13 protein-coding genes are annotated in these 13,485 nt (G+C 63.0%); 3 read left to right on the top strand and 10 right to left on the bottom strand.

Features of this window, described 5'->3' with window-relative positions; genetic code table 11:
• Positions 1 to 88: 88 nt before the first annotated feature.
• The gene (locus JVX98_RS24410) at positions 89 to 1,270 is read left to right on the top strand and encodes an acetyl-CoA C-acyltransferase (protein ID WP_205237658.1); all 1,182 of its coding nucleotides are present in this window, start codon (positions 89 to 91) and stop codon (positions 1,268 to 1,270) included.
• Between the two features lie 101 nt (positions 1,271 to 1,371).
• Here JVX98_RS24410 and purU read toward each other — a convergent pair whose 3' ends face one another.
• The 5 genes from purU to hmgA all read right to left on the bottom strand — a co-directional run bounded on the left by purU (position 1,372) and on the right by hmgA (position 6,425).
• Positions 1,372 to 2,256, bottom strand: a complete 885-nt coding sequence (purU, locus tag JVX98_RS24405) for a formyltetrahydrofolate deformylase (protein WP_043618564.1) — start codon at positions 2,254 to 2,256, stop codon at positions 1,372 to 1,374.
• Between the two features lie 195 nt (positions 2,257 to 2,451).
• Positions 2,452 to 3,093, bottom strand: a complete 642-nt coding sequence (gene maiA / locus JVX98_RS24400) for a maleylacetoacetate isomerase (RefSeq protein ID WP_371826532.1) — start codon at positions 3,091 to 3,093, stop codon at positions 2,452 to 2,454.
• Between the two features lie 26 nt (positions 3,094 to 3,119).
• Positions 3,120 to 4,136, bottom strand: a complete 1,017-nt coding sequence (locus JVX98_RS24395) for a fumarylacetoacetate hydrolase family protein (protein WP_205237654.1) — start codon at positions 4,134 to 4,136, stop codon at positions 3,120 to 3,122.
• A gap of 55 nt (positions 4,137 to 4,191) precedes the next feature.
• A complete protein-coding gene (locus JVX98_RS24390) occupies positions 4,192 to 5,061 on the bottom strand; it encodes an MBL fold metallo-hydrolase (RefSeq protein ID WP_205237653.1) in 870 nt (289 codons plus the stop codon).
• A complete protein-coding gene (gene hmgA, locus JVX98_RS24385; protein ID WP_205237651.1) occupies positions 5,058 to 6,425 on the bottom strand; it encodes a homogentisate 1,2-dioxygenase in 1,368 nt (455 codons plus the stop codon). The genes JVX98_RS24390 and hmgA overlap by 4 nt, the downstream gene beginning before the upstream one ends.
• 175 nt (positions 6,426 to 6,600) lie before the next feature.
• Between hmgA and JVX98_RS24380 the strand changes: the two genes are divergently transcribed.
• Positions 6,601 to 7,065, top strand: coding sequence for a MarR family winged helix-turn-helix transcriptional regulator (locus JVX98_RS24380; protein WP_205237649.1), 465 nt, complete (start codon positions 6,601 to 6,603; stop codon positions 7,063 to 7,065).
• Positions 7,066 to 7,068: 3 nt separating this feature from the next.
• Here the strand turns inward: JVX98_RS24380 and JVX98_RS24375 are convergent, their stop codons facing one another.
• Positions 7,069 to 7,548 carry an Lrp/AsnC family transcriptional regulator gene (locus tag JVX98_RS24375; RefSeq protein WP_034787199.1) on the bottom strand — a complete coding sequence of 160 codons (480 nt, stop codon included), beginning with the start codon at positions 7,546 to 7,548 and terminating at the stop codon, positions 7,069 to 7,071.
• A gap of 131 nt (positions 7,549 to 7,679) precedes the next feature.
• Here JVX98_RS24375 and hppD point away from each other — a divergent pair, with 131 nt between their 5' ends.
• Positions 7,680 to 8,792, top strand: coding sequence for a 4-hydroxyphenylpyruvate dioxygenase (gene hppD, locus JVX98_RS24370; RefSeq protein WP_205237648.1), 1,113 nt, complete (start codon positions 7,680 to 7,682; stop codon positions 8,790 to 8,792).
• A 198-nt stretch (positions 8,793 to 8,990) separates the two neighbouring features.
• Here the strand turns inward: hppD and JVX98_RS24365 are convergent, their stop codons facing one another.
• From JVX98_RS24365 to galE, 4 genes are all read right to left on the bottom strand, one after another.
• Entirely contained in the window at positions 8,991 to 9,950 is a 960-nt protein-coding gene (locus JVX98_RS24365) for a glycoside hydrolase family 26 protein (RefSeq protein WP_192450858.1), read from the bottom strand.
• Positions 9,951 to 9,973: 23 nt separating this feature from the next.
• Entirely contained in the window at positions 9,974 to 10,477 is a 504-nt protein-coding gene (locus JVX98_RS24360) for a DUF995 domain-containing protein (RefSeq protein WP_245281651.1), read from the bottom strand.
• A 62-nt stretch (positions 10,478 to 10,539) separates the two neighbouring features.
• A complete protein-coding gene (locus tag JVX98_RS24355) occupies positions 10,540 to 12,504 on the bottom strand; it encodes a glycosyltransferase (RefSeq protein ID WP_205237647.1) in 1,965 nt (654 codons plus the stop codon).
• Positions 12,501 to 13,484 carry a UDP-glucose 4-epimerase GalE gene (gene galE, locus JVX98_RS24350; RefSeq protein ID WP_192450860.1) on the bottom strand — a complete coding sequence of 328 codons (984 nt, stop codon included), beginning with the start codon at positions 13,482 to 13,484 and terminating at the stop codon, positions 12,501 to 12,503. The genes JVX98_RS24355 and galE overlap by 4 nt, the downstream gene beginning before the upstream one ends.
• Position 13,485 lies beyond the last annotated feature (1 nt).

Genomic DNA, 13,485 nt, shown 5'->3' with positions numbered 1-13,485 from the left:
CGGCCACCTTCTCCCCGCACGCGGGGAGAAGGGAATGCGAGACAAGCGCCTGCACCAACCATTGCCGTTTTCCGTATGGGAGAAAGACATGAGCAGAACTGACCCGATCGTCATCGTTTCGGCGGCCCGCACGCCAATGGGCGCCTTTCAGGGCAGCCTCAAGGATTTGACCGCACCCGAAATCGGCGCCATCGCGCTCAAAGCCGCACTCGATCGTGCCGGCCTTGATGCTGTCGACGAGGTTCTGATGGGCAATGTGCTGCCGGCCGGCATCGGCCAGAACCCGGCGCGTCAGGCAGCCCTTGGCGCGGGCCTCGGCAAGGAGACGCCGTCGACGACCATTTCCAAGGTCTGCGGCTCCGGCATGAAGGCGCTGATGCTTGGCCACGACGCACTCCTTTCCGGCAGTGCCTCGGTGCTTGCGGTCGGCGGCATGGAGTCGATGACCAACGCCCCCTATCTGCTGCCGAAGGCGCGCGGCGGCTTCCGCCTGGGTCATGGCGAAGTCAAGGACCACATGTTCCTCGACGGTCTCGAAGACGCCTATTCCGGCCGGCTGATGGGCACCTATGCCGAGGACACGGCCGAGCACTACCAGTTCTCGCGTGCCGATCAGGACGGCTTCGCTTTGCGTTCGCTGGAGCGCGCCAACCGGGCAACTGAGGATGGTTCCTTTGCCGATGAAATCGTGGCGGTCGCTGACGCCGGCAAGCGCCAGACCGCCAATCTCGACCGCGACGAGCAGCCGGCAAAATCCGATCCGGCCAAGATCCCGAAGCTGAAACCCGCCTTCCGCGACGGCGGCAGCGTGACGGCGGCCAATTCGTCGTCGATTTCGGACGGCGCTGCCGCACTGATCCTGATGCGCGCAAGCGAAGCGGAAAAGCGCGGACTGACGCCGCTTGCAATCGTCGCGGGCCATGCGGGCCACGCCCAGGAACCGGCCTGGTTCACGACCGCGCCGATCGGCGCGATCGACAAGCTGATGGCCAAGCTTGCCTGGGAGAAGGGCAGCGTCGGCCTCTACGAAATCAACGAGGCCTTCGCCGTGGTGGCGATGGCGGCGATCCGCGACCTCGGTCTGTCGGACGATATCGTCAACGTCAACGGCGGCGCCTGCGCACTTGGCCATCCGATCGGCGCGTCCGGCGCCCGCATCATCGTGACGCTCCTGCACGCCATGCGCGCCAAAGGCGTCAAGCGCGGCATTGCCTCGCTTTGCATCGGCGGCGGTGAGGCAACCGCGGTCGGGCTGGAGCTGTTGCAATAACTTAGCGCGGTCTTCCGGCCGTCTCCAACTCCAACAAATGAAAAACGCCGCCGGTCGAACCGGCGGCGTTTCTGTTTTTCGCAGGCGATCGCCCTCGCGCCTCAGCCCATGCGCTCGGAAGCGTAGGAACCCGGGCTCGGCGGGAAGACCACCACGCGGTTGCCGTTGATGAAGCAGCGGTTGTGGATATGGGCGTGCACGGCGCGGGCGAGCACCTGGCTTTCCACGTCGCGGCCGATCGAGACATAGTCCTCGGCGCTCTGGGCGTGGGTGATGCGGGCGATGTCCTGCTCGATGATCGGGCCTTCGTCGAGGTCGGCGGTGACGTAATGCGCCGTCGCACCAATCAGCTTCACGCCACGCTCATAGGCCTGCTTGTAGGGGTTGGCGCCCTTGAACGACGGCAGGAAGGAGTGGTGGATGTTGATGATCCGGCCAGACATCTTCTTGCAGAGCGCGTCGGACAGGACCTGCATGTAGCGGGCGAGCACGATCAGTTCGGCGCCGGTCTGGTCGACGAGCTCCAGCAGCTGGGCCTCGGCCTTCGGCTTGTTCTCCTTCGTCACCTTGATGCAGTGGAAGGGAATGTCGTGGTTGACGACCACCTTCTGGTAATCGAAGTGGTTGGAGACGACGCCGACGATGTCGATCGGCAGCGCGCCGATCTTCCAGCGATAAAGCAGGTCGTTAAGGCAATGGCCGAAACGCGACACCATCAGCAGCACCTTCATGCGCTCTTCGCTGTCGCGGATCTCGGCGTTCATGTCGAAGCGCTTCACCACGGCTTCGAAGCCGGCCTTCAACTCGTCGAGCGTAGCGCCTTCCTGGCTGATGAAGCTGAGACGCATGAAGAACAGGCCGGTTTCGAGGTCGTCGAACTGCGAACTGTCGGAGATGTAACAGCCTTTTTCGGCGAGATAGCCGGTGATCGCGGCGACGATGCCACGGGTGGTCTTGCAGCTGACGTTCAGCACATAGCTTTTCATCGGTAGGTCTCTCGCTCCAGAGGTTTTTCCGGCCCCCCTTATACGGCCAGTCACACAAAAACTAGCGCGGCCTTTTCGCCGCCGTCGATCCATTCGCGACATTCGCTTGACGGAACCGGCCAGACGAGGCGGCCGCATCATGCAAGCTCGCCCGAAGGTGGAAGGAGAAGGGATCAAGCGGCAAGCGGCATGGCCTCAGCGCGGCGTGCGGTCCGGGTGCGCACGGGCGAAAGCCTCGATCTCCGCGCAGTTCTGGTCGATCCCGACGAGCCGCGGACAGGCCGAAAGATCGACGTCCCATCGGCGGGCATTGTAGACCTGCGGCACCAGGCAGAAATCCGCCATGGTCGGACTGTCGCCATGGCAGAAGCGCCCGGTCGCGGAGGGATGGTCGAGCAAGCGCTCGAAAGCGGCAAGCCCCTCGCCGATGAACTTGCGCATCCAGTTCCGCCGCGCCGCCTCGCCATCGTCGGCATTGGCCATGACGTGGGACACGACGCTGAGATTGCAGACAGGGTGGATGTCCATGGCGATCGCATAGGACAGGCTGCGCACCCGCTGACGACCGATGGCGTCTTCCGGCAGGAAGCCGGAGGTTGCCCGGGTCTCGGCGAGGTACTCGATGATGGCGAGCGATTGCGTGAAGCGCTCGCCATCGATCTCAAGCACAGGCACCAGCCCTTGCGGGTTGCGGGCCAGATGCTCCGGCGCCTTGTGCGCCTTGGCAAGCAGGTCGACCGGCACCGAACGATAGCTTTCGCCGAGGCTGTTGAGCGCGATGCGCACCCGATAGCTCGCCGACGAACGCCAGTAATCGTAAAGGACGGTCTCGCTCATGCCTCTGCCCATTTTCTTATCTGCGGTCAGGCCTTGGTGTAGGCTTCGACGGTCTGCTCGATCGCGCCGAAGATCGAATGACCGGTCTTGTCCTTCATCTCGATGCGTACGACATCGCCGACCCGGAGGAACTGCGTCTTCGGCGCGCCGCCGGCGATCGTCTCGATCATCCGGACTTCCGCGATGCAGGAATAACCGGCGCCACCTTCGGCAACTGGTTTGCCCGGCCCGCCGTCGAGCTTGTTGGAAACTGTGCCCGAGCCGATGATCGTGCCGGCCAAAAGCGGCCGGGTCTTGGCCGCATGTGCGATCAGTTGGGCGAAATCGAAGGTCATGTCGATGCCGGCATTCGCCCGGCCGAAGGGCTTGCCGTTGAGATCGACGTTGAGCGGCAGATGCAGCTTGCCGCCATCCCAGGCGTCACCCAGCTCATCCGGCGAAACGGCAACCGGCGAGAAGGCCGACGACGGTTTCGACTGGAAGAAGCCGAAGCCCTTGGCAAGCTCGGCGGGGATGAGGCCGCGCAGCGACACGTCGTTGACGAGCATGACGAGACGGATCGCCGACCTAGCCTCGTCGATGGTGGCGCCCATCGGCACGTCGTCGACGACGACGGCGACTTCGCCCTCCATGTCGACGCCGAAGCTCTCGTCGGCAAGCGGGATCGGATCGCGCGGCGCGATGAAGCTGTCGGAACCGCCCTGGTACATCAGCGGATCGGTCCAGAAGCTCGCCGGCATCTCGGCGTTGCGGGCCTTGCGCACCAACTCGACGTGGTTGACGTAGGCCGAGCCATCGGCCCATTGGTAAGCGCGCGGCAACGGCGACAGCGCGTCATGTTCATGGAAGCGAATCGTCGGCTGCGAGCCGGTCTCGATCCCTTCAGCCACACGCGCAAGCCGTGGACCGGCATGCGCCCAATCGTCGAGCGCTGCCTGCAACGAGCGGGCGATGTGCCCGACTTCCGAGCAGCGGGTGAGATCGCGAGAGACGACCACGAGCTTTCCGTCGCGCGTACTGTCCTTGAGTGTCGCCAGTTTCATGCAGTCCTCCCTCTCAATCTTTTCATTGTTCACGCAATTTCGAACGAAACCGCGCTTAGACGGACGAATCGTCCGCTATCTTCACAACAAGGCCGTCGGCGGCGATCGTCAAGGCGCCCGCCCAGTTTTTGCGAGCCGCCGTAGTCCAGTGGTTTTCCGTAATTTCCGGATCGTCGGCCGGGATCAGATGATGCAGCACCAGCCGCCCGACGCCGGCGGCGGTTGCGATCGCTGCCGCCTCTCCGGCGAAGCTGTGGCTTGCCAGCAGATGCTCTTTCAGCCGCGCGCCATTGCCGGTGCGCGCCACCAACCGGTCGACGCCTTCGGCAAGCATCGCCTCGTGCACGAGAATGTCGGCCCCTTTGGCGAAATCGGCAAGCGGCGGGAAATAGGCGGTATCGGACGAAAATACGACCGAGCCTTCCGCATGGTCGAAGCGGAGCGCAAAACAGTCGGTCACCGGCGGATGGTCGACGCGCAGCGCCGAAAGCGTCAGGCCTTCCTCCGAGAAGATTTCGCCTTCGGAGAATTCGATGACCTCGACCAACGCGCGCAGGTCCGGCCGGCCTTCGTCGACGATGCGGATGTCGACGTCGAAGGCCATCGACTGCAGGAAACCGTGCCAATAGGCTTGGGTACCTGCAGGTCCGAAGACCCGCACCGGCTGTGATAACCCAGCGGTCCAGGCCGTGTGAATGAGCGGGCCAAGTTCCAGCACATGATCCGAATGCAGGTGGGTAATGACGATCAGGTCCAGCGTCTTCAGTGTGACACCGGCATCGGTCAAACCTCGGGTTACGCCGAGGCCGCAATCGACGACAACAGTCCGGCCGCCGATTTCAAGCAGCGACGAGGTCGGCCACGGGCCACCCGGCCGGATCGCCGGACCACCCTTGCTGCCGAGCAAAACCAGGCGTGAACTCAAGACCAATCGCCTTCCGGCGTCCCGTTGAACCGCTTCTTGAGATCCGTCCAGCAGTCGATGTAGTTGTCCTGCAACGTCTCCAGTTCGGCGGCGTAGCGGGTCAGTTGCTGCGGGAAGCGGGTCTCGAACATGAAGGCCATCGTATGGTCGAGCTTCACCGGTTTCAACTCACTGTTTGTCGCCTTGTCGTAGCCCGACGCATCGGGCCCATGCGCCAGCATCATGTTGTGCAGGCTCATGCCGCCGGGCACGAAGCCCTCTTCCTTGGCGTCGTAGCGGCCGTAGATCAGCCCCATGAATTCGCTCATGATGTTGCGGTGGTACCAGGGCGGACGGAAGGTGTGCTCGGCTACCAACCAGCGCGGCGGGAAGATGACGAAATCGATGTTCGCCGTGCCCTCTTCGCCCGAGGGTGCCGTCAGCACGGTGAAGATCGACGGGTCCGGATGGTCAAACAGGATAGCGCCAACCGGCGAATAGGTCTTCAGATCGTACTTGTAGGGCGCGTAATTGCCGTGCCAGGCGACGACGTCGAGCGGCGAGTGGCCGATCTCGGTCACGTGGAAGCCACCGCACCACTTCACATGCACGCGGCAGGGCGTCTCCTTCTCTTCGAAGGCGGCGACCGGCGTCTTGAAATCGCGCGGATTGGCGAGGCAATTGGCGCCGATGGGGCCGCGGTCGGGCAGCGTGAACTTGGCACCGTAATTCTCGCAGATATAGCCGCGCCAGACCTTCTCGTCGCCAAGCCGCGTCACCTTGAACATGGTGCCGCGCGGCACGATGCAGATCTCAGAGGGTTCGACGTCCATCTTGCCGAGCTCGGTGAACACCTGGATCGCGCCCATTTCCGGAACAATCAGCAGCTCGCCGTCGGCATTGAAGAAATAGTCGTCCACCATGTCGGCGTTGAAGGCATAGGCATGCGCTGCCATGCCCGAATGCGTCGGAGCATCGCCCGCCGTCGTCATCGTGCGGATGCCCTGCAGGAAGTTCAGCTTTTCCGTCGGCTCCGGCAGTGGATTCCAGCGCAACTGGCCAAGCGCCAGGGAATGGTCGGCGACATGCGGTGCCGTCTTCCAGTGCGGATAGTCTATTCTGCTGAAGCGACCGGTGTGGCGGACGCTCGGGCGGATGCGATAGAGCCACGAGCGCTCGTTGGTGCCGCGCGGCGCGGTAAAGGGCGAGCCCGAAAGCTGCTCGGCATAGAGGCCATAGGCGCATTTCTGCGGGCTGTTCTGACCCTGCGGCAGCGCGCCGGGCAGGCTCTCGGTCTCGAAATCATTGCCGAAGCCGGGCATATAGTTGAGCGCTTCGTTGGCCTTCACCTGTGCTTCGGCCTGTTTTCCTGCCTTGTCCAGCATCGTCGATCCTCCTCCTCTTGGGCGCCCTGCTTCGGCTTCGCGAAGCGACCTCAAAAGGTCCGGCGCAATCCCAAATACCGCGGCGACGACCGTTTCCCAGGGTGGACGCAGGCGTGGCCTTCGGCATATTAGTTGCAATCGTAACTATCGATTTTGTAACTATCAAGGATGCGCGATGGCCGCCGATGGCTTCGAACTCAATACCTTCCTGCCCTATCGCCTGAACCGCGCCGCCGAGTTCGTCGCGCTGCGCTTTGCCGCCCAGTACAAGGCGCGCTACCAGCTCACCCGCCCGGAATGGCGCACGCTCGCAGCCCTCGGCAGCACCGGTCGCGCAATGACCGCCACCGAAGTCGGCGCGCACTCGGCCATGCACAAGACGAAGGTCAGCCGCGCCGTCGCCTTGCTCGAAAAGCGCCGCTGGCTGACACGGCGCGAAGACGAGAACGACCGCCGCATCGAGCACCTGGAACTGACGAAGACGGGCATCCGGGCCTATGGCGAACTGACGGAACTTGCCGCCCGCTATCAGGCGGAACTCGACATGCTGATCGGTGCGGCCGGCATGCAGGCGCTCTCTATCGGCCTGGAAGCGGTAGAACGCGCCATCGGCAGGTTCGAACCTCCGCCCTCGGCCTGAGTTTCAGCCCTTCATCCGCTCCGGGATCGGCACGCCCTCGAAGCTCTTCAAGGTTTCGAGCACGATCGACGTCTTCACATGCTGCACGCTGTCATGCGGCAGAAGCACATCGTTGACGAAGCGCGACAGTCCCGCAAGATCGGGCGTCACCACCCGCATGTGGTAGTCCATCTCGCCGGTGAGCGCATAGGCCTCCAGCACCTCGGGCAGCCCTGAAATGAGCTTGCCGAAACGCTTGGCATTGTCGCGATTGTGGGTGGCGAGTGTGACAGAGATCACCACCATCAGATCGAGGCCGAGCTTCTGCCGGTCGATCTGTGCCTGGTAGCCGGTGATGTAGCCTTCCGCCTCAAGCCGGGTGCGCCGGCGCGAGCATTGCGACGGCGAAAGCGCGATGCGTTCCGACAATTCGTTGTTGGTCAGATGCCCGTCGCGCTGCAATTCGCTGAGGATCTTGAGATCGAACCCGTCAAGCTGCTCCATTCGTGCATCCTAATACGAAATTTTGCATGTTTCGTGCGCGATTTTGTCTAAACCGCGCAAGAATACAAGCATCATGCATGGGAATTGCGTCATACTCCAGCAAAGTTTGGAAGAATAAGAGGAGACTTCCGATGGGCCCCTTCCCGCATGACGCCCCGCCGGCAACGATTACCGCTGACAATCCCGCCGGCACGGACGGCTTTGAGTTCGTCGAATTCGCCCATCCGGAACCGGAAAAGCTGGCCGAGCTCTTTACGCGCATGGGCTACAGCCCGGTCGCCAAACACAGAAGCAAGAACATCACCGTCTGGCGCCAGGGCGACATCAACTACATCCTGAACGCCGAACCCGGTTCCCACGCCATGCGCTTCGTCGACGAGCACGGCCCCTGCGCCCCGTCGATGGCCTGGCGCGTCGTCGACGCCAAGCACGCCTTCGACCACGCAGTCTCGAAGGGCGCGATCCCGTATGAAGGCACGGACAAGTGTCTCGATGTCCCGGCGATCGTCGGCATCGGCGGTTCGCTGCTCTATTTCGTCGAGACCTACGGCGCCAAGGGCTCGGCCTACGAGGGCGAATTCGAGTGGACCGGCGAGCGCAACCCGAAGCCCGAGGGCGTCGGCTTCTATTATCTCGACCACCTGACCCACAACGTCTATCGCGGCAACATGGACAAGTGGTGGGCGTTCTACCGCGAACTGTTCAACTTCACCCAGATACACTTCTTCGACATCGACGGCCGCATCACCGGCCTCGTCAGCCGTGCGATCACCTCGCCCTGCGGCAAGATCCGTATTCCCTTGAACGAGTCCAAGGACGATACGAGCCAGATCGAGGAGTATCTGCGCAAGTACAAGGGCGAAGGCATCCAGCACATCGCCGTCGGCACCGAAGGCATCTACGATGCCACCGACAAGCTGTCGGACAACGGCCTGAAGTTCATGCCGGGCCCGCCGGAGACCTACTACGACATGTCTCACGACCGTGTGCACGGCCATGATGAGCCGATCGAGCGGATGAAGAAGCACGGCATCCTCATCGACGGCGAAGGTGTGGTGAACGGCGGCATGACCAAGATCCTCTTGCAGATCTTCTCGAAAACCGTGATCGGCCCGATCTTCTTCGAGTTCATCCAGCGCAAGGGCGACGAGGGTTTCGGCGAGGGCAACTTCCGCGCCCTGTTCGAATCGATCGAAGCCGACCAGATCCGTCGCGGCGAACTGGGACCGCAGGCCGCCGAATAATCCGGGCGCGCGTCGACCGACACGCCTGGACCAGATGCAAAGCCCCTCGCCTCAAGCGAGGGGCTTTTTTTGCTGGCGGGGACACTGGATCCAGCCAGGGGATCCAAACATCCGTCGCGTGTGCCGGCCTGGTCTTTGCGGCCGGCAGTCTTAAAGCATGTCGTTATCGCAAAACCGCTACGCACTTTCGCGCGACATTCAGTTCGTCGTGGCATCGGTTGCGACGCGCCAGTTCGGTCGGCCGAGGTCATGCGGCCAATCGATAACGTCGCGATCGTTGAAGTAGACGACTTCGACCAGGTTCGGGAACTGCGGATCCGGTTGGGTCGCCGTATTCATCCAGGGCTGCATGTAGGTCGGACTGCCCTCCCATCCGAGCTCGGCCACCCAGATCGGCTTGTTGTATTTGGAGACCAGGTCGTAGCCGGGCTTCAAAGCTTCGGCGAAGGTTTTCGGCGCGCCGTATTCGATCTTGTCGAACGGCTCGAGCCCGAAGACCGAGAGGCCGACGAGATCGACGTAGTCATCGCCCGGATAATAGTCGACGAGGTTCGGCAGCCCCTTGGGCGACCACATGATCTGCGCCTTTGGCGCCTTCGCCCGCACGATGTCCATCGCGTGCCGGTAGGCCTTGATCCAGTCCTGAGGCTCCCAGCCGGCCCAGGAGAAGCGCCCGGAGGTATCTTCCATTTCCTGGCCCCAACGCACGATGACCGGGCTCTTCAGCTCGGCGATCGTGTTGGCGATCGCTTCCATGTTGGCGTCATACTCGCCTCTGAGCATGCGGTCGCGCAGCTGCGTCGGCGTCAGTTTCCAGTCGAGCGACCAAGACCAGGGCTCGATGGTGATCAGCAGGTTGCGGTTGCGCTGGAGCGCGTACTCGTCGGCGGCCTGCAGGGAGGCGAGGTCCACGTCTTCCCAGGGCAGGAACAGGGCCTCGGTCGAGACATCGTTCTGTGCGCCGAAATCACCGTGGGGGTCATAGGCGCCGAATTTCGTTCCGCCCGGGTGAATGACCGGACGTTTATCGCTCATCGTCTGTTCTGCACTGGTCGCAGGATTGGCTTGTTCCTGCGCCAACGCGGATACCAAGCTTGCACTGAGATCCAGCTGGAGAGCCAGAGCCGTGCATAGCGCGAATGCCAATTTGCGTTTCATTTCATCCTCCTGCGGCAGAACGTCTATTTCTTGGCCAGGAACTGTTCCTTCAGCCGGAGTGCCTTGGCCGTAATGTTGTCGTGGGCGACGAAGCGCTTGTACTCGTCACCGGCGCGGGGCTTGGCATGGCTGAAGACGTACCACTTCCCATTGGGGACCTTGCGTTGATAGACCGTGTCGCCGATCCGGGCGTGACCGAAGCAGCTGCGGGCGTTGCCGGCATTGGCCGACGTCGTCCAGGTGGCCTGCATGCACATCATGCCGAGGTCGCTGACGTACCAGTTGCCTTCGGCAAAGGAGCGATCGCCCTTGCCCTTGTCGACGAACGCGACGAGCTTGCGCCCATGGGCTTCGAACCGGGCACCGCCCGTCGACCATTCCCAGGTCTTGTTGCGGTAGAGCGAATAGACCTCATAGGCGCTGAGCGGCGTCGGCTTGACTTCCATCTTCGCCTTGACCGGCTCGGCGCCGAAATAGACCGCGGCCGCTGCCAAAGGCACCAGCAGCGGAAGAGCTACAACTTTCAACGACCCTTTCATTACACTTCTCCTCGCATTGGAGACCACACACACTCGACTGCTTGCCGTCGTCATGACGGCACATGAAACCGACCGACCTTCCTGGTCGTTATCGTTTCCCTGTTCCTTGGTTGGCTGACATTCGATGCACTGATTTCGCCGCGCGCGGGCCCGTCGGAGGGCTGTGAAAACCCTCTCCATTTCAGGCGGAAGCGAACGGTTTTGAGATTGGTGCCGCTGCCGGCACCGGCGACCGTGTATCTCGTTTCGGTGAAGCTCACGAATTGCAGGCCGTGCGACAATGCCTGCGTTGCCTCGGCCCCGTGGCGCACGGCCGATTGGGCAGAGAGCACCGAGACCAGCACCAGGCACCCGGCCGTCGCCGCGGTCATCGTCGAGCGCGGGATCAGGCCCAGCCGGTTTTCACGTGCGTGGCAAATGAGGATTACCGCCACCAGCCCTGCATAGATCAGCGCGTTGATGCCGGCAAAGACGTAAAACCCGCGTGCGGTGCCGGCATCGGAGATGCCCCAGGCGACCAGTGCCGACGCCAAGGCGAGCACGAGATAGGGCATCAGCACCCGCAGCGGCAAGGGCGCAGCGGCACCGCCGCCCTTCGGCGTGATGCGGAAGTCGACGAAGTTGCCGGTCAGGTGATCGCGCACTGCCGCAAGGCAACCGAGAAGCGACCAGGGCCAGCGCGCAAACAGGAACAGCGTGCCTTCCCAACTCAGGACGCGCGCATCATAGGGCCGGAACGTGCCCGTCGAGCGCCAGAAATAGGCAAGCGCGATCAAGACCAGCGAGAGCGGCACAAAGTGCAGCAGGAAGTCCGGATAGGTGACGGCGACGAAGGTTCGCCCGGCCGCGAGCGCCGCAATCGGCATCAGGAACATCAGCGCCATGAAGCACGAAAACAGCGGATACCAGAGCTGCGAGAACAGGAACTGGAACTTCAGCCGCGGCGACAGCTTCGGCACGTAGACCGGCGAGTATTTCAGCAGGATAGTGACGAGGCTTCGCGACCATTGAAACTCCTGGACCACCAGATCGGCGAAGTTGGCCGGTCCGTCGCCATGGGCGATCGCGTTCAGCGCATGCACGCCGCGCCAGCCATGGGCATTCATGATCAGCGTCGTCGAATGGTCTTCGGCAAGTTCGGGACCCAGTCCACCGATCTGCTTCAGCGCCTTGGTCCGCACGGCATAGTGCGAGCCGATGCACAACGGCGCCCAACCGTTGTTGTAGCCGGCCTGCAGCGAGCCGTGCATGCTGGCTTCCGCATGGAGCCGCCCGCGCGCCGCCCAGCTGGCGGCAGCGTTGGCGTCGCAAATGCTGGGCGCCGAGACATAGCCGACCGACGGGTCGTTGAACGGACGCAGCACCTCGACGAGATAGGTCGTTTCCGGCACATGGTCGGCGTCGAACTGGGCGACGAAATCATAGCGCTCGTAGCCATAGTGATCGTAGAAATAGGCGAGGTTTCCCTCCTTGCACCGGGTCCGGCGCGGCCAGGAGGAGCGGTGGTAGTCCGCGACACCCTTTCGCGTCGAGATCATCACCCCGCGCGCCGCGCACCAGGCAATCGTATCCGGCGACGGATCTTCGTCGGCGAGCCACACGTCGAATTCGCAGCCGGTCTGATCGAGCATGGCGAGCAGCGTCTTGCGCACCACGGAAAAGGGTTCCGAAGGCGCCTTGGTCACCACCATCGCGACCCGCCCGTGCGGCACCGGGCCGGCGCTTGCCGCCATCACCTTCGCGCCGGAAAAGATCACGATGAAATAGACCGGCAGCAGGGTGATCCACCCGACGACGACCGTGATCAGCACATAGGACGGCCAGTCGACGACGTGGGCGGGATCAAGCCACCACTGCCAGAAATACAGGAGGGCGCCAAACCATGCGGCAATGCCGAGGACATGGAGCAGTTGCAGCCGGCCCGAAAACAGGGCAGTCGGCGCGAAAGCCGCCTTCCTGCTCTTATCGATGGCGATGGTCTCATTTGGTTTCGCAGTTGCCGGCGACCAGCTCATGAGCGCACCTCCAGGCCGAAGCTCGGCGCGGCGGTGGCGATGATCGTGTCGATGTCCGAGAGCTGTGGGCTGAAGCCCAGCCTCTGGCGCGCCCAGTTCGTGTCGGCATAGAGAACCGGCGGGTCTCCGGGCCGGCGCGGCAGCATCTGCACCGGCACCGGCCGCCCGGTCACCCGGTCGATGGCCGACAGCACCTGCCGGATCGACGTACCGTGGCCAGAACCGAGATTGGCGTGCAGCACCTCGCCGCCGTCGCGCAGGTAGTTCACGGACGCCACATGCGCATCGGCAAGGTCGGTCACGTGGATATAGTCGCGGATGCAGGTGCCATCCGGTGTCGCATAGTCGTCGCCGAAGACGTCGAGCCTGTCGATGCGGCCGGCCGCCGCCATCAGCGCACGGGGAATGAGATGCGTTTCCGGATCGTGCTTTTCGGTCAGCTGCCCTTCCGGATCGGCGCCTGCCGCATTGAAGTAGCGCAGCGCCACCGAGCGGATGCCGTAGGCGCGGGCATAGTCGCCAAGCATCAGTTCTATCATCAGCTTGGTGCGGCCATAGGGATTGATCGGCAGCTGAACCATGTCCTCGGTAATCGGTAGCTGCGGCGGGATGCCATAGGTGGCGCAGGAGCTGGAAAAGACGATACGTCCCAGTCCGGTCGCCCGGCAGGCTTCCAGAAGCGCGATGCTGCCCGCGACATTGTTGGTGTAATATTTTCCGGGATCCTCGACCGATTCCCCGACATAGGCGGACGCGGCAAAATGAATGAGGCATTCGGGCGCATGGGTCCGGATTGCCGCCGCCAGCCGTTCCTTGTCCTCGATCGCTCCCTCAACGAGGGGGCCCCATTTCACGTTGGCCCGATGCCCCGTCGACAGATTATCGTAGACGACGGGCACGATACCCTGCTCAGCCAGGCGCTTGCAGGTGTGGCTGCCTATGAAGCCGGCTCCGCCGGTGACCAGTGCGACGCGAGACATG

It is taken from the genome of Ensifer sp. PDNC004 (genome assembly GCF_016919405.1).
Classification (GTDB): domain Bacteria; phylum Pseudomonadota; class Alphaproteobacteria; order Rhizobiales; family Rhizobiaceae; genus Ensifer.
The sequence above is the reverse complement of the archived record's forward strand: the minus strand, read 5'-3'. Positions and strand labels throughout refer to the sequence as shown.

Excerpts from the sequence above, each read along its gene's own strand:
- JVX98_RS24410 (WP_205237658.1), top strand. The coding sequence starts at position 89 with ATGAGCAGAACTGACCCGATCGTCATCGTTTCGGCGGCCCGCACGCCA.
- purU (WP_043618564.1), bottom strand. The coding sequence starts at position 2,256 with ATGAAAAGCTATGTGCTGAACGTCAGCTGCAAGACCACCCGTGGCATC.
- maiA (WP_371826532.1), bottom strand. The coding sequence starts at position 3,093 with ATGAGCGAGACCGTCCTTTACGATTACTGGCGTTCGTCGGCGAGCTAT.
- JVX98_RS24395 (WP_205237654.1), bottom strand. The coding sequence starts at position 4,136 with ATGAAACTGGCGACACTCAAGGACAGTACGCGCGACGGAAAGCTCGTG.
- hmgA (WP_205237651.1), bottom strand. The coding sequence starts at position 6,425 with ATGCTGGACAAGGCAGGAAAACAGGCCGAAGCACAGGTGAAGGCCAAC.
- JVX98_RS24380 (WP_205237649.1), top strand. The coding sequence starts at position 6,601 with ATGGCCGCCGATGGCTTCGAACTCAATACCTTCCTGCCCTATCGCCTG.
- JVX98_RS24375 (WP_034787199.1), bottom strand. The coding sequence starts at position 7,548 with ATGGAGCAGCTTGACGGGTTCGATCTCAAGATCCTCAGCGAATTGCAG.
- hppD (WP_205237648.1), top strand. The coding sequence starts at position 7,680 with ATGGGCCCCTTCCCGCATGACGCCCCGCCGGCAACGATTACCGCTGAC.
- JVX98_RS24365 (WP_192450858.1), bottom strand. The coding sequence starts at position 9,950 with ATGAAACGCAAATTGGCATTCGCGCTATGCACGGCTCTGGCTCTCCAG.
- JVX98_RS24355 (WP_205237647.1), bottom strand. The coding sequence starts at position 12,504 with ATGAGCTGGTCGCCGGCAACTGCGAAACCAAATGAGACCATCGCCATC.
- galE (WP_192450860.1), bottom strand. The coding sequence starts at position 13,484 with ATGTCTCGCGTCGCACTGGTCACCGGCGGAGCCGGCTTCATAGGCAGC.